General features: G+C 66.7%; 12 protein-coding genes, 1 tRNA gene and 4 pseudogenes. 8 read left to right on the forward strand and 9 right to left on the reverse strand.

The features are described 5' to 3' along the window. Positions 1-6 precede the first annotated feature (6 nt). The 6 genes and pseudogenes from mnhG to OUO20_RS15820 all read right to left on the reverse strand — a co-directional run bounded on the left by mnhG (position 7) and on the right by OUO20_RS15820 (position 6,496). Positions 7-410: pseudogene (gene mnhG, locus OUO20_RS15795) on the reverse strand (monovalent cation/H(+) antiporter subunit G). Then, positions 400-675 carry a monovalent cation/H+ antiporter complex subunit F gene (locus OUO20_RS15800; RefSeq protein ID WP_018769975.1) on the reverse strand — a complete coding sequence of 92 codons (276 nt, stop codon included), beginning with the start codon at positions 673-675 and terminating at the stop codon, positions 400-402. Before OUO20_RS15800 ends, mnhG begins: the two are co-directional and overlap by 11 nt. Beyond that, positions 675-1,220 (reverse strand): Na+/H+ antiporter subunit E, encoded by a 546-nt coding sequence (locus OUO20_RS15805; protein ID WP_268002121.1) that lies wholly within the window; start codon positions 1,218-1,220, stop codon positions 675-677. The genes OUO20_RS15800 and OUO20_RS15805 overlap by 1 nt, the downstream gene beginning before the upstream one ends. Further along, a pseudogene (locus OUO20_RS15810) lies at positions 1,217-2,817 on the reverse strand (Na+/H+ antiporter subunit D). Before OUO20_RS15810 ends, OUO20_RS15805 begins: the two are co-directional and overlap by 4 nt. Beyond that, positions 2,814-3,419: a Na(+)/H(+) antiporter subunit C gene (locus tag OUO20_RS15815; RefSeq protein ID WP_268002122.1), complete on the reverse strand. Its 606-nt coding sequence runs from the start codon at positions 3,417-3,419 to the stop codon at positions 2,814-2,816. The pseudogene OUO20_RS15810 and the gene OUO20_RS15815 overlap by 4 nt, the downstream one beginning before the upstream one ends. Continuing rightward, positions 3,416-6,496: a Na+/H+ antiporter subunit A gene (locus tag OUO20_RS15820; RefSeq protein ID WP_268002123.1), complete on the reverse strand. Its 3,081-nt coding sequence runs from the start codon at positions 6,494-6,496 to the stop codon at positions 3,416-3,418. The genes OUO20_RS15815 and OUO20_RS15820 overlap by 4 nt, the downstream gene beginning before the upstream one ends. 194 nt (positions 6,497-6,690) lie before the next feature. Here OUO20_RS15820 and OUO20_RS15825 point away from each other — a divergent pair. The 3 genes and pseudogenes from OUO20_RS15825 to OUO20_RS15835 all read left to right on the forward strand — a co-directional run bounded on the left by OUO20_RS15825 (position 6,691) and on the right by OUO20_RS15835 (position 9,826). Continuing rightward, positions 6,691-8,092 (forward strand): annotated as a pseudogene (locus OUO20_RS15825) (MFS transporter). A 64-nt stretch (positions 8,093-8,156) separates the two neighbouring features. Next, on the forward strand, positions 8,157-8,639 hold the full coding sequence (locus tag OUO20_RS15830; RefSeq protein ID WP_018769969.1) for a cation:proton antiporter regulatory subunit: 483 nt from the start codon (positions 8,157-8,159) through the stop codon (positions 8,637-8,639). 5 nt (positions 8,640-8,644) lie between these two features. Beyond that, a complete protein-coding gene (locus OUO20_RS15835) occupies positions 8,645-9,826 on the forward strand; it encodes a cation:proton antiporter (RefSeq protein ID WP_026265881.1) in 1,182 nt (393 codons plus the stop codon). A 67-nt stretch (positions 9,827-9,893) separates the two neighbouring features. On the opposite strand, the pseudogene dcd reads toward OUO20_RS15835, so the two are convergent. After that, positions 9,894-10,468 (reverse strand): annotated as a pseudogene (gene dcd / locus OUO20_RS15840) (dCTP deaminase). Positions 10,469-10,593: 125 nt separating this feature from the next. On the opposite strand from dcd, the gene OUO20_RS15845 reads away from it, so the two are divergent. Continuing rightward, on the forward strand, positions 10,594-12,324 hold the full coding sequence (locus OUO20_RS15845) for a CAP domain-containing protein (protein WP_268002124.1): 1,731 nt from the start codon (positions 10,594-10,596) through the stop codon (positions 12,322-12,324). A 21-nt stretch (positions 12,325-12,345) separates the two neighbouring features. Here the strand turns inward: OUO20_RS15845 and OUO20_RS15850 are convergent, their stop codons facing one another. Further along, complete coding sequence (locus OUO20_RS15850) at positions 12,346-12,807, reverse strand: SRPBCC family protein (RefSeq protein ID WP_056391937.1); 462 nt, start codon at positions 12,805-12,807, stop codon at positions 12,346-12,348. A 239-nt stretch (positions 12,808-13,046) separates the two neighbouring features. Here OUO20_RS15850 and OUO20_RS15855 point away from each other — a divergent pair. Together OUO20_RS15855 and OUO20_RS15860 are read left to right on the forward strand one after the other, a co-directional pair. Continuing rightward, a tRNA-Gly gene (locus OUO20_RS15855) sits at positions 13,047-13,117 on the forward strand. A 241-nt stretch (positions 13,118-13,358) separates the two neighbouring features. Continuing rightward, complete coding sequence (locus OUO20_RS15860) at positions 13,359-14,540, forward strand: N(5)-(carboxyethyl)ornithine synthase (protein ID WP_268002125.1); 1,182 nt, start codon at positions 13,359-13,361, stop codon at positions 14,538-14,540. Here OUO20_RS15860 and OUO20_RS15865 read toward each other — a convergent pair. After that, positions 14,537-15,916: an MFS transporter gene (locus OUO20_RS15865; RefSeq protein ID WP_018769962.1), complete on the reverse strand. Its 1,380-nt coding sequence runs from the start codon at positions 15,914-15,916 to the stop codon at positions 14,537-14,539. The genes OUO20_RS15860 and OUO20_RS15865 overlap by 4 nt on opposite strands. Positions 15,917-16,056: 140 nt before the next feature. Here OUO20_RS15865 and OUO20_RS15870 point away from each other — a divergent pair, with 140 nt between their 5' ends. Both OUO20_RS15870 and OUO20_RS15875 read left to right on the forward strand, forming a co-directional pair. Beyond that, positions 16,057-16,911, forward strand: a complete 855-nt coding sequence (locus OUO20_RS15870) for a LysR substrate-binding domain-containing protein (protein ID WP_268002126.1) — start codon at positions 16,057-16,059, stop codon at positions 16,909-16,911. A gap of 168 nt (positions 16,912-17,079) precedes the next feature. Further along, on the forward strand, positions 17,080-17,394 hold the full coding sequence (locus tag OUO20_RS15875; protein ID WP_018769960.1) for a hypothetical protein: 315 nt from the start codon (positions 17,080-17,082) through the stop codon (positions 17,392-17,394). The last annotated feature ends 93 nt before the right edge of the window (positions 17,395-17,487 follow it).

Here is a 17,487-nt window from a genome sequence, read left to right on the forward strand (position 1 = left end):
CCGGCATTACCCGCCGCCGTCGGGGCTGTCTTTCCGGGCAGCCTCGGCGGCGGCTTTTGCACCACGGCCTCCAGCTCGTCGGCCGTGAGCAGCTCCCGGTGCAGGTGCTTGGTGCGGTACCCCGCGCGGCCCACCATGTGCGCGGACACCGGTACGGTGAGCAGCTGGAAGATCCAGGCCACCACCAGGACGGGCCATACCCACCACGTCCGCATCTGCAGTCCAATAGCCGCCAGCAGCAGGAACAGGCCCAGGACCTGCGGTTTGGTGGCCGCGTGCATGCGGCTCAGCAGGTCGGGGAAGCGGAGCAGGCCGATGGCGGCGCCCAGGGACATGAGCGCCCCCACCACCATGAATACTGCCGAGACGGCGTCGATCCAGCCGTCGGGACCGGACAAGTCAGGATTCATCGGGCTTCACCCTTCGGTCCGCCACAAAACGGGCCACGGTGACGGACCCGATGAAGCCGATGATGGAAATGGCCACCACCAGCATGAGGTTGTTCAGGTGCCGGTTCACGGCCATGTCGATGCACAGGGCTCCGGCCAGGATGGCCAGGAGGACGTCGGCCGCCAGCACCCGGTCCAGCAATGACGGGCCGCGGGCGATCCGCATGATGGCACCGGCCGCAGCAAGCGAGAAGATGACGGCTGTAACAGCCAGGACAACATGCATCACGTGGCGGCCTCCATTCGGACGGCTTCGAGTTCCTCCGGGCTGCCCATGATGCGGATCAGGCCGGCCTCGATGGACCGGACTTCGTTCCGCAGGCCCTCCACGTCCTGCTTGGAGGCGATGTTGAGCGCGTGCAGGTAGAGGGTGGATGTGGAGCGGTCCACCTCGACCACCAGGGACCCCGGGATCAGGGAGATCACGTGGCCGGTGGCGGTGACGATCAGGTCCTGGTGGCTGCGCAGCCCCACCGCAACGACGGCGTTGGTCACCTTGGGGCCGCGGACCGTGGCCAGGTACAGCACCTGGGCGCTGGCCACCACCACTTTGCCCACGAAGGCAAGCGCGAAGGGAACCGCGTAAAGGATGTTGAACCGGCCGCTGAGCTCCACCGGCGGAAGGTAGAACAACCGGGCCACGCCCACTGCCAGCAGGGCACCGAAGAGGAGGTTCCCGGGGCTGAAGTCCTGCCACAGGGCGCCCCAGACAATCACCAGCCAGACCAGGAGAGGCAGTTCCTGGCGCAGGGAGATGCGTTTGCGGCTCATCGCATACCTCCCACGGCAGGCGTGGCGGGAACCGGGACATCAGGGCCCAGGACTGACTGGATGTACGGGGTCCGGTCCAGCATGTCCCGCGCTGCCCGGTCCGAGAGCCCGAACAGCGGCCCGGCAAAGACGGTCAGGGCAACGCCCAGCGCCACCAGGCCCAGGGTGGGGCCCACCATGGTGCGCGGCAGGAGGGTCACGGTGTTCAGCTTGGCGCCCGGTCCCGACACCCGGGCCGGGCTGGCAAGGAGCACCGGATCCGGATGCTCAGCGTCGGTGGGCCTGCGCCAGAACGCGCGGTTCCAGACCCTGGCAACGGCCAGCAGGGTCAGGAGGCTCGTCACCACCCCGCCGATCACCAGGGCGTAGGCCAGTGGCGTGCCCAGCTCAACGCCGGCCTGCATCAGGCCCACCTTGCCGAGGAACCCCGAGAAGGGCGGGATGCCAGCGAGGTTCATGGCCGGAACGAAGAACAGCATCGCCAGCATGGGCGACAGTTTGGCCAGGCCGGCCAGCCGGTCCACGGAGGAACTCCCGCCCCGCCGTTCGATCAGGCCGGTGACCAGGAAGAGGCTGGTCTGGATGGTGATGTGGTGGGCCACGTAGAAAACCGCTGCGGCCAGCCCGGCAACGGAGGACATGGCCAGGCCGAACACCATGTACCCGATGTGGCTGACCAGGGTGAACGACAGGAGCCGCTTGATGTCGCTTTGGGCCAGGGCACCAAGGATGCCCACCACCATGGTCAGCAGCGCCGCCACCATCAGGGGGTGTTGAGGGTGTCCCCGGGGAACAGCAGGGTCTCGGTCCGGACCATCGCGTACACACCCACCTTGGTGAGCAGCCCGGCGAACACGGCGGTGACGGGGGCCGGCGCCGTGGGGTAGGAGTCAGGGAGCCAGAAGGACAGGGGGAAGACGGCGGCCTTGATGCCGAAGGCCACCAGCAGCATGACGTGCAGCAGGGTCCTGGTGCCCTGGTCCAGGTCCCCGAGCTTGATGGCCAGATCCGCCATGTTCACCGTTCCGGTGGCGCCGTAGACCATGGCTATGGAGATCAGGAACAGCACCGAGGACACCACGGACACCACCACGTAGGTGACGCCGGCGCGGATGCGCGGCCCGGTGCCGCCCAGCGTCATCAGGACGTAGCTTGCCGTGAGCAGGATCTCGAAGCCCACGTACAGGTTGAAAAGGTCCCCGGACAGGAACGCGTTGGACACCCCCGCCACCAGGATCAGGTAGGTGGGGTGGAAGATCGAGACCGGGGCGTCCTGGTCGCCGTCGGCCATGCCCTGCCCGGTGGCATACACCAGCACGGCCAGGCTCACGGCGGAGGACACCACCAGCATCAGGGACGAGAACTGGTCCACCACCATCACGATGCCCCACGGCGGCAGCCAGCCGCCGATGGCCACGGCAGCGGTCCCGCCGTTCCACGCCGATGCCAGCAGGAGGCATTCGAGCGCCAGCGTCAGCGAGAGCAGGGCGATGCTCACCGCGCGCTGGGCCCGGGTATGCCGGATCAGCAGGAAGGTCAGGGCAGCGCCCAGGATGGGAAGTACGACGGCGAGCGGGGCAAAGCTTGCGATGTTCACTTTCCGCCTCCTTCCGGGCCGGAGTCGACGTTGAGTGAGCCGGGCTTTTCCTCCGCGGCAGCGTGTTCGGCGGGCATCTCCCGGCCGCCGGCCACAAGCGTGGCCACCGGCTGGTCCGTTTGCAGATCTGCGTTGTTGTTGGACGCTGCATGGTTTGAGACGTCCCGGCCGTCCGATCCCAGCATGGTGAGCGGGAACTCGGAGGTTTCCGCCGGAATTTCGGCGTCGTCCTCCGCGTCGAAGCTGGGGGTCGCCGCCACGCGGCGGTCTTCCAGGTCGTCCTGGATGTCGTCCTGGCGCGCCAGCAGCCAGGTGCGGTAGATGATGCCGAGCATGAACGCCGTGACGGCGAAGGAGATGACGATCGAGGTCAGGATCAGGGCCTGCGGGAGCGGGTCGCTGTAGTCCTGTGCCGGGGTGTCCTTGGCGAACAGCGGCGCCAGTCCTGCATAGCCCCCGGTGGCCAGGATCAGCAGGTTGGTGGCGTTGGCCAGGAGCATCAGCCCCAGCAGGACCCGGGTGAGGCTGCGTTCCAGGATGAGGTAGATGCCGCAGGCATACAGGGCGCCCATGACGATCAGCAGGGTCAGGTTGACGCTCATGCGTGGCCCTTTGCGGTGGTCTCGGCGGGGACGGTGTCGGGCTCCAGCGGGGGTTCCAGGTCCCGTTCAGCCTCCAGTTCCGGCTGCCCGGGGCGGTCGATGTCCGGCTCGTCCTGGTGTGGGGCGGCCGCCGATCGTTCCTCCATGTGCTCGTCAATTTCGGCCCCGAGGCTGCGCAGCACGTCAAGCACCAGCCCCACCACCACGATGTACACCCCGATATCGAAGATCGTGGAGGTGACGAATTTGATGTCCCCGAAGACGGGCAGCCACACCTGGATGATGGCGGACTGGAACACCTGGCCGCCCAGCAGCAGGGGCACCACGCCGGACACGGCGGCCAGGGCCAGGCCGGTGCCCAGCAGCGCGCCGGCGCTCAGTGGCGCCGCCTCCCGCAGTTCGAAGCGTCCGCCTGCCAGGTAGCGGATGGTCAGCGCCAGGCCGGCGGTGAGGCCGCCGGCGAAACCGCCGCCCGGCAGGTTGTGGCCGGCCAGCAGCAGGTAGAGCGAGAAGATGACCATCGAGTGGAAGAGCAGCCGGGTGACCACTTCGAAGATGATGGAGCGCCGTTCGGGGGCCAGGGTGCGGCCCGCGACGATCCAGGGATCCCGGGCTGCGGCTGCGAACCTGCGGCTGATGGCCAGTGCCGCGCCGTCGCGGGAGCCGGGATCCACGCCGTGGGACCGTCCCACCGTGCCCTCGGCAACGGATGCGGACCGCTGCAGCCGGTCGCCGCGCCCGCGTACGAAGATCAGGCTGGCGACGCCGGTGGCGGCAAGCGCAAGGACGCTGATCTCGCCGAAGGTGTCCCAGGCGCGGATGTCCACCAGGGTCACGTTGACCACGTTCAGGCCGCCGCCGCCCTCGTAGGCAAGCTGCGGGAACTGCAGTGATACGGGCAGGGCGGTCCGGGCGCCCATGGCGAAAATGGCCGCGAACACCATGGTGGCGCCGAAACCCAAACCGATGATGACGCGCACCACCCGGTATTTGCCGCCGGTGCGGTCCCGCAGTTCCGGCGGGAGGCTGCGCATGGCAAGGACGAACGCCACCAGGATGATGGTCTCCACCAGCATCTGGGTCAGCGCCAGGTCCGGAGCGCCCTGCAGGGCGAACACCAGGGCGATGCCGTACCCGGTCACGGAGACCATCAGCACAGCGAGGAAGCGTTTGTTCGCCTTGACGGCGGCCAGGGCGCCGATCACGATGCCCACCCCGGCCACAAGCTGCAGCGGGGAGTTGGGATCCACCAGGTAGACGTTCTGCGGCAGGGGGTTGCCGCCCAGGAGGATGGCCGTGAGCGGCAGGACGAACGCCACGCTGAGGATCACGGCAAGGTAGAAGTACAGTGAGCCGCGCTGGGTCCGGCCGGTGATCCAGACGGCCACGTCGTCCAGGGCGCCGATGGTCAGCTGGTAGGCACGGTCGCCGTCCACCCAGGCCGGGACCAGGGACTGGACGCGGGCCACCGCGTCGCGGCCAAGATACATGGCCGCGCCAAGCACGAAGGTGACGGCCGTCAGCCCAAGCGCCGGGGTCAGTCCGTGCCACAGCGCAAGGTGGCCCGCCTGCGCGGCCGGAGTGCCGGCGTCGGGCGCTGTGGAAGCGAACAGCGCCGCGTACGGCTGGATCCAGGCGTCCACCGGCACGGGCCAGAGCCCGTACACGATGGTCAGGACGCTGAGGACGGCGGGGGCGGCGAGGAAGGAGGGCCGGATGGCTTTGAAGGGGATGGGGTCCACGCCGGGTTTGACCGCGAAGGCACCCCACATGAAGCGGGCGCTGTAGGCGAACGTGAGGATTGACCCCACCACCAGCCCAGCCAGGACCACCGTGCCCCACGGTCCGGAGTGCGGGTCCGCGGCGTGGTGCACGAACGCCTCCAGCACGGATTCCTTGGCGACGAAGCCGGCCAGCAGCGGAACGCCCGCCATGGACGCGGCACCGATGCCGGCCACGATGCCCAGCGCACGGGAGGAACGGAAGACCCCTGACAGCTTGCGCACGTCGCGGGTTCCGGACTGGTGATCGATGATGCCCACCACCAGGAAGAGCGTGGCCTTGAAGAGGCCGTGGGCCAGCAGCATGGCAAGGCCCGCCAGCGCGGCGTCGGGCGTTCCCAGGCCCACCGCCATGGTGAGGAAGCCCAGCTGGCTGACGGTGCCGTACGCGAGGATCAGCTTGATGTCGGTCTGCCGCAGTGCCCGGTAGCCGCCCACCAGCATGGTGGCCAGGCCCAGGCCCAGGACCACGGGCTGCCAGTACGCCGTCGCGGAGAATCCCGGAGCGAGGCGCGCCACCAGGTAGATGCCGGCCTTCACCATGGCGGCGGCATGCAGGTAGGCGCTGACGGGGGTGGGCGCGGCCATGGCGCCGGGGAGCCAGAAGTGGAACGGGACCAGCGCGGACTTGGTGATGGCACCCACCAGGATGAGCACGACGGCGGCACCCACCACGGCGCCGGACGGTCCGGACGCCAGTGTGGAAGCCTGCTCCAGGATGCTGGAGATACGGTACGTGCCCGCGGTGTAGCCCAGCATGATCAGGCCCACCAGCATGGCCAGGCCGCCGGCAGTGGTGACCATCAGTGCCTGGAGGGCGGACCGGCGGGCGGCAAGCCTGGTCCGGGCGAAGCCGATCAGCAGGTAGGACAGGATGGTGGTCAGTTCCCAGAAGATGAACAGCAGCAGCAGGTCATCGGCGGTGACCAGCCCGAACATGGCACCGGCGAAGGCCAGCAGCTGGGCGCCGAACGGGCCGAGGTCCTGGTCTTTCCGTTTGAAGTACCGGGCGCAATAAACCAGCACCAGGGCGCCGACGCCAAGCACCAGCAGTGACATCACCCAAGCCAGTGCGTCCATGCGAAAGGCGAATTCCAGGTGGAGGCTGGGGATCCAGTCCAAGGCCTCGGTGACGGCCCCTGACCCTGAGTAGACGGGACCGTGCTGGAACACCAGCCAGCCGAAGGAAGCAGCCGGAACGGCAGCCAGCGCGTAAAAGGCGTTGCGGCCCCAGAGCCTGAAGAGGAAGGGCGCGAGGACAGCCACCGAAAAGTGCACGGCAAGGACTGTGATCACTGTATTCTCCGCAACGTCAGGAATTCGATTGTCAAAAGTTGGAGCAGGCGGTAAAAAGTAAGGTCCGGGAGGGCTCAGTTTATCAAGGCCCGTCGGGTGTCTTCCCCCGTCAGCGGCGCCACCGACGGCGGAACCCCGCCGTCAAAGGCCCGTGGTCCCAAGGGTGTTCGCCACCGGCGGATACGATGCATCGTATGAACAGCGCCAGCGCTCCGGGAGCAATGCAGCCTGCCTCGGAACTCGAAGCCGGAACCCGGAACTCCAGCAAGGGCCGCGTACTGGCCTGGGCTTCCTGGGACTGGGGCTCGGCGGCCTTCAACGCAGTGATGACCACCTTTGTCTTCACCGTCTACCTGACGTCCAAGGCTTTCGGCGGCGAGGACAGTGCCTCTGCGGTCCTGGGCGCCGCACTTGCCGTTGCCGGGTTCGCCATCGCCCTGCTGGCGCCCGTCACGGGCCAGCGTTCGGACGCGGGGGCCGGCGGAAGCTGTGGCTGGGAGTCAATTCGGCCGCCGTCGCCATCCTGACGGCCCTGTGCTTCTTCGTATTCCCCCGCCCGGAATTCCTGCTCCTCGGGGTATCGCTGATCGCCCTGGGCAACGTGTTCTTTGAATTTGCAGGCGTGAACTACAACGCCATGCTGGCCCAGGTCTCCACGCCGCAAAACATCGGAAAGGTCAGCGGCCTGGGTTGGGCAGCCGGCTATCTTGGCGGCATCGTGGCACTCCTGATCGTCCTGCAGCTGTTCGTCCAGCCGGCCTTTGACTGGTTCGGCGCGTCCACCCGGGACAGCCTCAACATCAGGCTCGTTGCCGTCTTCTCCGCCCTGTGGTTCTTCGTCTTCGCCCTCCCCGTCCTGTTTGCCGTCCCCGAACTGCCCCGGTCCGCCCAGGCGGGCCGCCTGGGTTTTTTTGCCAGCTACGGACTGCTGTTCCGGCGCATCAAGGCGATCTATGCCACCAGCCCGCACACCATCTACTTCCTGCTGGCCAGTGCCGTGTTCCGTGACGGACTGGCCGCCGTCTTCACGTTTGGCGGCATCATCGCTGCCGGTACCTTCGGCTTTGCCCTGTCCCAGGTGATTTTCTTCGCCATTTTCGGAAACGTGGTGGCTGCCGTCGGGGCGGTCATTGGCGGATTCCTGGACGACAAGGTGGGCCCCAAGGCTGTCATCGCCGGGTCCCTGGCAGGCCTCCTGGTCGCCGGGTCGGCGATCCTGGCCCTGGGCAACGGGGACTATGTCTTCTTCGGCATGCAGTGGGCCGGGACCACCACGTTCTGGGTATTCGGGCTCTTCCTCTGCCTGTTCGTCGGGCCTGCCCAGTCCTCATCCCGCGCATACCTGGCCCGGCTCGCGCCGCACGGCGAATCCGGGGAGCTGTTCGGCCTCTACGCCACCACCGGACGGGCCGTCAGCTTCCTGGCGCCGGCGCTGTTCACCCTCTGCATCACCGTGGCCACCCCCTGGTGCCGGCCGGGCAGGCACAGCGGTGGGGGATCCTGGGCATCATGGTGGTCCTCCTGGCAGGGCTCCTGGTGCTGCTGCCGGTGAAGTCGCCGGCCAAGGCACCCATCGCCGTGGTCCCCGCCGCCTGAAAACACCTTCCGGGCAACGTTCCAGGCCCCGGCCAAGTGTTGCCAGGCAGACTAGGCTTGACCTATGAACGTGGACGAAACCAACCTTCCCGGCCTGGGCCGCCGGAAGGATTTCATGACCGCCTCCGGACGCCGCATCGGTGTCGTGGAGCGGCGGGAAGGCCAGACGGAACTCATCGTTTCCACCTGGGACGACCCCGACACCTGCCAGGCTTCCATTCCGCTCACCAGCGACGAAGCCGCCACCCTGGGCAACCTCCTCGGCGGCACGCACCTGGCAATGAAGCTCGCGGAAGAGCACAAGGACGTTCCCGGGATTGTCACCCGGCAGTTCTCCATCGCCGCGGACTCCCCGTTCCAGAACCAGCCCATGGGCAAGGCCTGCATCCGCACCCGCTGCGGCGTGTCGATCGTGGCCATCATGCGCGAGGGCGAGGTGCTGCCGTCGCCGGGTCCCGACGTCGTGCTGCACCCCGGCGACCTGCTGGTGGCTGTGGGTACCCAGGAAGGCCTCGACTCAGCGGCCGATATCCTGCGCCACGGCTAAGCCCTATGGACCCGTTGGCCCTGACCCTCATTGAACTGGGGGCCGTTGTGTTCTGCCTGGGGCTGTTGGCCAGGCTGGCCGGACGGATCGGAATGTCGCCCATCCCGCTCTACCTGCTGGGCGGATTGGCTTTTGGTGCGGGCGGCATCGTCAAGCTGGAAGGCATGCACGAGTTCGCGCATCTCTCCGGCGAGATCGGCGTCATCCTGCTGCTGCTTATGCTCGGACTGGAATATACGGCGTCTGAGCTCTTCACCGGCCTGCGGCGCTCGTGGCAGGCCGGCGTCCTGGACCTGGTCCTTAACTTCCTGCCCGGCGCGGGACTGGCCCTGCTCCTGGGCTGGGGCGGCGTGGGCGCCATGGTCATGGGCGGCGTCACGTACATATCCTCATCCGGCATCGCCGCCAAGGTCATCACCGACCTCGGCCGGCTGGGAAACCGCGAGACACCAGTGGTGCTGTCCATCCTGGTGTTCGAGGACCTGGCCATGGCCGTCTACCTGCCCATCCTCACGGCAACGCTCGCGGGAGTAAGTTTCCTGGGCGGGCTCACCGCGGTGGGCATCGCCCTGGCGGTGGTCACCATGGTCCTCATGGTGGCGCTGCGGCACGGGCACCATGTTTCCAAGGCAGTGCACAGCGAGAATTCCGAGGTCTTCCTGCTCAACGTCCTGGGGGCCGCCCTGCTGGTGGCGGGGGCGGCATCGGCAATGCAGGTCTCCGCCGCGGTGGGGGCCTTCATGCTGGGCATCGCGATCTCGGGTTCCACGGCCCACAACGCCACCCGGATCCTTGAACCCCTGCGCGACCTGTTTGCCGCCATCTTCTTTGTGGCGTTCGGACTCAACACGGACCCGTCATCCATTCCCCCGGTCCTTGGCTGGGCCCTGGTACTTGCTGCGGCCACCACCGCCACCAAGATGGCCACCGGGATTTGGGCCGCCAAACGCGCCGGCATCGCCAGGCCCGGCCGGTTCCGCGCCGGCGCCGCGCTCGTGGCCCGCGGCGAATTCTCCATCGTGATCGCCGGCCTGGCCGTTGCATCGGGAGTGGTCCCGCGCGAGCTGGCGGCGCTGGCTACGGCCTACGTGCTGCTGATGGCGGTGCTGGGCCCGCTGGCCGCACGTTACGTGGAACCGCTGGCCAGGCCGTTTATCCGGAGGCCGGCCGTCGCCCCGCAGCTCTAGGCGTTGGGGGCGCGCCGGCGGCCGTGCCGGTTCTGCCGGACACTGCCGCAGCTGAACGCTGGTGCGGCTAAATGCTGGTGCGGTGGAAGTTGAGGTGGCTGCGGCTTGCGGTCGGGCCGCGCTGGCCCTGGTACCGGTTGCCGTATTCGCCCTGGCCGTAGGGGTATTCCGCGGCCGAGCTGAGCCGGAAGAAGCACAACTGCCCGATCTTCATCCCCGGCCACAGCTTGATGGGCAGCGTGGCCATGTTGGACAGCTCCAGGGTGACGTGGCCGGAAAATCCGGGGTCGATGAAACCTGCGGTGGAGTGCGTGAGCAGGCCCAGGCGGCCCAGGGATGATTTGCCTTCCAGGCGGGCCGCGATGTCGTCGGGCAGCGTCACGGTTTCATAGGTGGAACCCAGGACGAACTCCCCGGGTGCAGGATAAAGGCCTCGTCCTGCTCCACTTCCACCAACCTCGTCAGCTCAGGCTGCTCCTGCGCGGGATCGATGTGCGCGTACTTGTGGTTGTCGAACAGGCGGAAGAACTTGTCGATCCGGACATCCACGGACGACGGCTGGACCATCGCAGGATCGAACGGTTCCAGCACGATCCGCTGGGAATCAATTTCGGCACGAATGTCGCGGTCAGAGATCAGCACCGTCCCAAATTACCGTATCGGTTATCCACAGCCGCACTTTCCCGTTGTTGCTGTGGCCTTGTGGGGCTAATGTTGCGAATGAAAGCCGCCGGAATGGTCTCCCGGATGGCGTAACAGGGCTGGGGATGTTTGTGAATAAATTGGTGGCACCCTCTTTCATTGGCGTGCTCTGTGCGTGGGCACTGGTCTCTTCGTCGGCAGCAGCGCCTCCCGCGCCGCTGCCGTTCAGCCAGGCGGATTCGGCTGGCATCTCGCTGGCGGCTCCCGTGGTTCGGGGCGGAACATCCGTCGATGGTGGCGGTTCCGCAGGACGCCTCACCCCTGCCGTGGACCCGGACATCCGGGTGGCCTCGCCCCTGCCGGCGGCCACAGCCACGCCAACTGCGGCGTCCGCGCCCGTGACAGCCGCTCCTGCAACAACTGCGCTTGTGCCCTCCACGGAAACGTCACCGGTGGCATCACCAACTGCCGTTCCGGCGGAGTCCGCAGCCCAGACGGTGTCCATCCCTCCGTTGTGGGCGCCGGACCAGGAACTGGCTTCGCCGCCGGCCACCCGGCTGGCCACCCCTGAGTCCGGCACCGCGCTTCCCTCCACGGAGGCACTGGTCCCGGACTCGAATGCTGCAGCCATCCTCACCGTGTTCACCAGGATCAACGAATACCGGGTGGCCAACGGCCTGAACAAGGTCAAGTACCACCCCACGGTGGCGGGCATGTCGCAGGAATGGTCGGACAGCATCGCCGGCCGTGACGTGATCGAGCACCGGGCAAGTTTCTGGACCGATCCCCGCGCCCTCAGCCCCAACAACGGCGCCGGCGAGGTGATCGCCATCCGTACCGACCGCGACGCCGCCCAGCTGGTGGAATGGTGGAAGGGGTCGCCGGGCCACAACGCCATGCTCCTCGATCCACGGTTCAACGTGATGGGTGCCGGCATTTCCTACACCAACTCCACCTACCAGATCTGGGGCGTGGTGAACTTCTTCGGCTACACCACGCTGCCGGCGGGGACCCTGGATTCCCCGGGCGGCCGGGGATCAGGGGACGCTTTCCCGCCGCCGGCGCCTAGCCTGTGCGATGCACCCGCCAAGCACATGCCGCCCACGCTTAATCTCGCCGCCGCCGCGATCACAGGCCCGGCCGACATCGTGTCCGTCGACTCCGCAGGGCAGCTGCTGGACAGGGCATCCACCGGACCCCGCACCTATGCTCCGGCCAGGGTGATCGGCGCAGGGTTCAGCGGAGCGAAGGAAGTCTTTGTCACGGACTGGGACCGTGACGGCACATATGACGTCCTCACCCAGTGGACCGGCGGCGACCTCACACTGCACCGGGGCATCGCCGGGGGTGGGTTCCAGGCCGCCATCACTCTCGGTAAGGGCGGCTGGAACACGCTGACCCTGGCCGTGGGCGGCTGGTGCGCCAACAACCGGATGCCCCAGATCCTGGCCCTGGACGGGGCCGGGAACCTGTTCCTCTACGCCAACAAGGGCACCGGCGACATCGCGGAGCGGGCCACCGTTGCCACCGGTGTTTACGCTTCCCGGCTTTCGATGGTGGACTATGACGCCGATGGCTTCCAGGACGTGCTGGCGCTGAAAGCGGACGGCAGCGTGCAGCTCTACCGCGGGTGGGGCACCACCGCACTACGTGCAGAGACGCGGCCCACCGTGGCCACCGGCTGGACGGACGTTACGGGAATCCGGGCGCTGCGCAACGTCACTGGGCTGAACTCCACGGGCGTGGCGCTCCGCCGCGCCAACGACACCGTGCAGTACTGGGACCTGACCGCGGGAAGCCTTGCCTCGCCGTCGAACCTTGCCGGACCCTGGACCGGGCAGCGGCTGGCCCAGTAGGCCGGGACTGCCGGCATGGGCTCAGATGGCCGGTTGGAGCTCCAGCACGTGCTTCAGCCGGTCCAGTTGGGCCACATCCGCGCTGACACGGCGCTGCAGCATACCGTCCAGGAAGCCGAACCTGCTGAAGAAACCGAGGCGCCCCTCGCGTTTGGCTTCCATGGCGAACCGGACCCGGGTTCCCGCGTCTTCGGTGCTTAGGTAATAGCCGCCCCAGCGGGTTGCCGGCCCGGACACAACGTGGAACTGGATTTCTGCGCCGGGGCGCACGTTGGTGATTTCCAGGTCCGCGGGAATGCTCAGGCCCGAACGGCCCGCCACCATTTTCCGGTAGACAGCCCCCGCGGCCTCGGCCGGCCCCTGCACGAGCTTCACGCTGCGGACATCGTTGCGCCAGGAGGGAAGATTGGTGGCGTCGAGGAGGTACTGGTAGACGGCCATGGCGTCGCGTTCTATGAGGACCTCGTACTCTGCGATTGCCATGAAGATAGTTCCTGTGGTTGACGTGGGCTGCCGCAATAGCTGCCTCCCCCAACGCGGCCGCTACCCGGATCAGGTTAGCCAGCGCCCGGCGCCCAGACCCAGCCGACAGCGCCGACGTTATTGAAGAGTTACTGGATGACGTCCCGCGTTCAGGACACGGAACCCGCACAGCTTCGGGGTTGGCGGGGAGCCCGCAGATCTGCGCTAAGCTAAGTTCTGCCCCGCGCGAGTGGCGGCATGCGGCTGTAGCTCAATGGTAGAGCGCTAGCTTCCCAAGCTTGATACGCGGGTTCGATTCCCGTCAGCCGCTCTGTTTTCCCTCTTCCCACAGCTTTGCAACCCCCCGGCGCGTATTAGGTACAGGGGTGTAGGGTCGGTAGTCAGGAACCTTTTCGGTTCCGCTACAGGAGCAATCATGGCTGACAAGTCCCCGCGTCAAACGGCATCAAAAAGTCCGGCAAGTCCCTCAAGGAAAAGCGCGCAGACAAGAAGGCCGCCGCTGCGCCGGCCAGCTCCCTGGACATCACATCCAGCAAGGCCGCTAAGAAGAAGTGACAGGCCAACAGGCCCAGCTGAGCCTGGGCGTCCTGGCCGCTACGCGGAAACCGGACGAGCGCCGGGTTCCCATCCATCCCCTGCATTTTGAGCGGATCGACCCCGAACTCCGCGGACGCATCATCCTGGAACAGGGCTACGGCGAGCGCTTCGGTGTTCCGGACAACCACCTCTCCACCTTGGTGGGAAGAATGGCGGACAGGGAAGAACTGCTGGCCGCGGCCGACGTCGTGCTCCTGCCCAAACCCCAGCCGGAAGACCTTGCCGACATGCGCGAGGGGCAGGTCCTCTGGGGGTGGCCGCACTGCGTCCAGGACCGTGCCATCACCCAACTCGCCATTGACAAGAAGCTCACCCTCATCGCCTTTGAGGCGATGAACCACTGGGCCAGCGACGGTGGGTTCGGCCTGCACGTGTTCCACAAGAACAACGAACTTGCCGGCTACTGTTCGGTCCTGCACGCGCTGGCCCTGACCGGTTCCACCGGGGACTACGGGCGCCGCCTCAGTGCCGTGGTGATCGGTTTCGGCGCCACCGCCCGCGGGGCTGTGACGGCACTGAACGCGCACGGCGTCCACGACGTCCAGGTGCTCACCAACCGCGGTGTGGCTGCGGTGGGTGCCCCTATCCATTCGGTGAACATCGTGCAGTTTGACCACGACGCCGAGGCCCCCTTCCTGAGCCAGGTCATCACCGAGCGGGGCCGGGTTCCGCTGGCCCCGTTCCTCGCCGAAAGCGACATCGTGGTCAACTGCACGCTGCAGGACCCCAACAACCCGCTGACGTACCTGCGGCCAGAGGACCTGGCGGGATTCCGCCCGGGCAGCCTCATCATCGATGTCTCCTGTGATGAGGGCATGGGATTCAGCTGGGCCCGCTCCACTACGTTTGCCGATCCGATGTTTACGGTCGGGGACCACATCAACTACTACGCGGTGGACCACAGCCCCTCCTACCTCTGGAACTCCTCCAGCTGGGAGATCAGCCAGGCCCTGCAGCCGTTCCTCGAAACCGTGATGGCCGGTCCTGACGCCTGGGAAGGCAATGACACCATCGCGCGGGCCATCGAGATCCGTGACGGGGTCATCCGCAATGAAGCCGTGCTCCAGTTCCAGGAGCGCTCCCCGGAGTATCCGCACCATGTTCTTCACATGGCGGACCGGCTGGCGCAGTCCTAGGCACCTGCGTGGCGGCTGACGATCCTCACCGGGTGGCCGCCTTTCAGGTCCATCCGGAGCTTCAATCCACCCTTGCGCGCCAGGACCACCGCCACCGTCATGGCCGCCAGAGCGGGAACACCGCCGGATACCAGCAGGGCAACGTGGGGATCGGCATGTTCGGCGATCCAGCCCAGCATGGGGCCGCCCAGCGCCTGGCCCCCGATCAGCACCATGATGTACAGGCTCATCACGCGGCCGCGGATGGCCATGTTGGAACTGACCTGCACCAGCTGGTTTGAGCCGGTAAGGAACATCAGGCACCAGAACCCTGACAGGACCATCACGGCCCCGAACCACACCATGGACGGGGCGAGGGTTGCGAGGCAGAGCATCAGGCCATACATCCCCGCGCAGAACACCACGGACCGGAGGCGGAGCTGCCGACGGCGGGTGGACGCCACGGCGCCGGACAGGGCACCCAGTGCCACCAGGGCGTTGAGGAGTCCGTACCCGCCGGCGCCCACCTGGAAGATGTGGTCCGCGTAGGCGGCAAGCAGCACCGGCAGGCTCATGGCGAAGACCGAGATGAACCCCGCCATGAGCCATGGCCAGTAGATGGTGGGCTTGCTCAGGGCGTAGCGCAGCCCTTCCCGGAGCATGCCCTTGCTCTTGGGCGTCGGGGCACTGACGTACAGCTGGTCCTTGCGCAGGAGCAGGAGCATGGTCACCGTTGAGCAGCAGGCCAGGGCGTTCGCCGCGAACGCCCAGCCCGCCCCTACTGCCGTCAGGAGCAGGCCCGCGATCGCAGGGCCGATCAGCCCGCCCAGCTGGAAGGTGGTGGAGTTGACGCTGATGGCGTTCCGCAGATACTTGGGGCCGACGAGTTCATTGACGAACACCTGCCGTGCGGGCTGGTCAAGGACGGTCACCAGGCCCAGGACGCAGGCGATGACATAGACATGCCAGACCATGATGACGCCGGTGAGGGCCAGCAGGGCCAGTGATGCAGCCAGGATGGCGGCCACAGCCTGGCACAGGATGAGGATTTTCCGCTTGGCGAACCGGTCGGCGATCATGCCGCCCCACGGGCCAAGCAGCAGGGAGGGCATGAACTGCAGGGCCACCGTGAATCCGACGGCCGTCACCGATCCCGAGAGCTGCAGCACCAGCCAGTCCTGGGCGATGCGCTGCATCCAGATGGCAATGACGGCGATGAAGTGGCCCACGGCGAAGATCCGGAAGTTGGGCACTTTCAACGAGATGAAGGTGTGCTTCCAGGGGAGCTTTTCGGCGACGACGGCGAGCGGCTGGGTCTGGTTGTCCGGCGGCGGTGTGCCCGCGGCGTCGATGACTGGCTGGGAGACGGAGGCCGACGAAGGCGGTGGGGGTGCCACAGGAGTGTCCTCAAATTGCGGGCGGTCTGGGATGTCCTTAACGCTAGGCTGGCGGAGCAGATTATGGAGGCGTATGGTCCCTATAACTCGTATTGCGAAACGCAATAACCCATCCAGAGTGGAAGGCCCGGGAACCCACAATGTTTGAACCAGCCCAGCTGCGTTCCTTCCTCGCGGTGGCGGACACCCTGAGTTTCACCAAGGCCGCCGAGCGTCTGGGCCTGGCCCAGCCCACCATCAGCCAGCACATCCGAAAACTTGAAGCGGCCGCCAAACGCAGCCTGATTGCCCGGGATACCCGGGACGTCAGGCTCACGGACAACGGCGACGCCATGGCGGGTTTTGCCCGCAACATCCTGTCCGCGCACGACGCCGCCGCGCGCTACTTCTCCGGCTCGGCAATGCGCGGCCGCCTGAGGTTCGGCACCGCGGACGACCTCGCCATCACCGGGCTGCCCCGGATCCTGCGTGAATTCCGGCAGATCTACCCGCAGATCAACCTGGAACTGACCGTTGGGCAAAGCGACCAGCTGTACCGGAAGCTCAACGCCGGACAGCTGGACCTGGTGTTCGTGAAATGGGTTGCCGGCGCAAAGGACGGCACCGTGGTCCAGCACGATTCCTTCTCCTGGGTGGGGCTGGAGCAGACGGTGCTGGAGCCTGGGACGCCCGTGCCCTTGATCGCCTACCCTTCCCCGAGCCTCAGCCGAAAGCTGGCCATCGATGCGCTGGAAGCCCATGGCAGGACCTGGCGGATTACCTGCACCACCCGCCAGATCAGCGGCGTGCTTGCGGCAGTCCGGGCCGGCATCGGCGTGGCCGTGATGCCGACGTCGCTGGTGCCTAAGGACCTGAAAATCATCACGCGCCGGTTCGATCTTCCGGCGGTGGGGGATGTGGATTTCACGCTGATCCGCAACCCGTTGGCCAACGCCGAGGTGATCGACGCCCTCACCCAATCGATCGTCGGAAGGACCATTAACCGCCAAACTTAACTCCCTACCGGCACAAATTCCTGCATTTAGGGGAGTTAGGGGGCCCGTGTCCATTGATAGGGGAGGTGCCATCCCCTATGCTCAATTACCAAGGTCAAGCAGCAGGCCGGTTCACTAAAACAAGCGCGCATCCGCATGCCGGAAAGCCGCGCTTGGGACAGGCAGCCAATGACGACAGCCAGGAACATCCATCTCGGTTCAGCGCACGCGCGCCCGTACAACACCGCACGGCCGTCCACCCGCCAGAACACCCTCGGAACCGGACACGCCTCCGTGGACTCCGGCTACGTGGGAAAACCCACTTGCGACAAATGCCGTACGGACGAGTTCGTCTACCTCGAATCGTACATTCCGCCCACCTACCGGCGTGACGGAACCGTAGCCACTCTTGGCGAAGTGGCGTACACCTGCACCCGCTGCGAGGAATTCTCGGCCCACAGCGTCCCGGCCACCTGGACACCACCGGGCTGGTATCTGGGCTAGCGAGACCGGCTAAACACACTGCTCTAAAGAGACACGGCCCTAAAGAGACACGGCCGGGCAGCCACCGTTCGGTGGCTGCCCGGCCATTCCTTG

This window comes from Arthrobacter sp. FX8 (assembly GCF_026723805.1).
Classification (GTDB): Bacteria; Actinomycetota; Actinomycetes; order Actinomycetales; family Micrococcaceae; genus Arthrobacter.

Excerpts from the sequence above, each read along its gene's own strand:
- OUO20_RS15850 (WP_056391937.1), bottom strand. The coding sequence starts at position 12,807 with ATGGCAATCGCAGAGTACGAGGTCCTCATAGAACGCGACGCCATGGCC.
- OUO20_RS15805 (WP_268002121.1), bottom strand. The coding sequence starts at position 1,220 with ATGAGCCGCAAACGCATCTCCCTGCGCCAGGAACTGCCTCTCCTGGTC.
- OUO20_RS15875 (WP_018769960.1), top strand. The coding sequence starts at position 17,080 with ATGACGACAGCCAGGAACATCCATCTCGGTTCAGCGCACGCGCGCCCG.
- OUO20_RS15835 (WP_026265881.1), top strand. The coding sequence starts at position 8,645 with ATGGACCCGTTGGCCCTGACCCTCATTGAACTGGGGGCCGTTGTGTTC.
- OUO20_RS15870 (WP_268002126.1), top strand. The coding sequence starts at position 16,057 with ATGTTTGAACCAGCCCAGCTGCGTTCCTTCCTCGCGGTGGCGGACACC.
- OUO20_RS15815 (WP_268002122.1), bottom strand. The coding sequence starts at position 3,419 with ATGAGCGTCAACCTGACCCTGCTGATCGTCATGGGCGCCCTGTATGCC.
- OUO20_RS15845 (WP_268002124.1), top strand. The coding sequence starts at position 10,594 with ATGTTTGTGAATAAATTGGTGGCACCCTCTTTCATTGGCGTGCTCTGT.
- OUO20_RS15800 (WP_018769975.1), bottom strand. The coding sequence starts at position 675 with ATGCATGTTGTCCTGGCTGTTACAGCCGTCATCTTCTCGCTTGCTGCG.
- OUO20_RS15830 (WP_018769969.1), top strand. The coding sequence starts at position 8,157 with ATGAACGTGGACGAAACCAACCTTCCCGGCCTGGGCCGCCGGAAGGAT.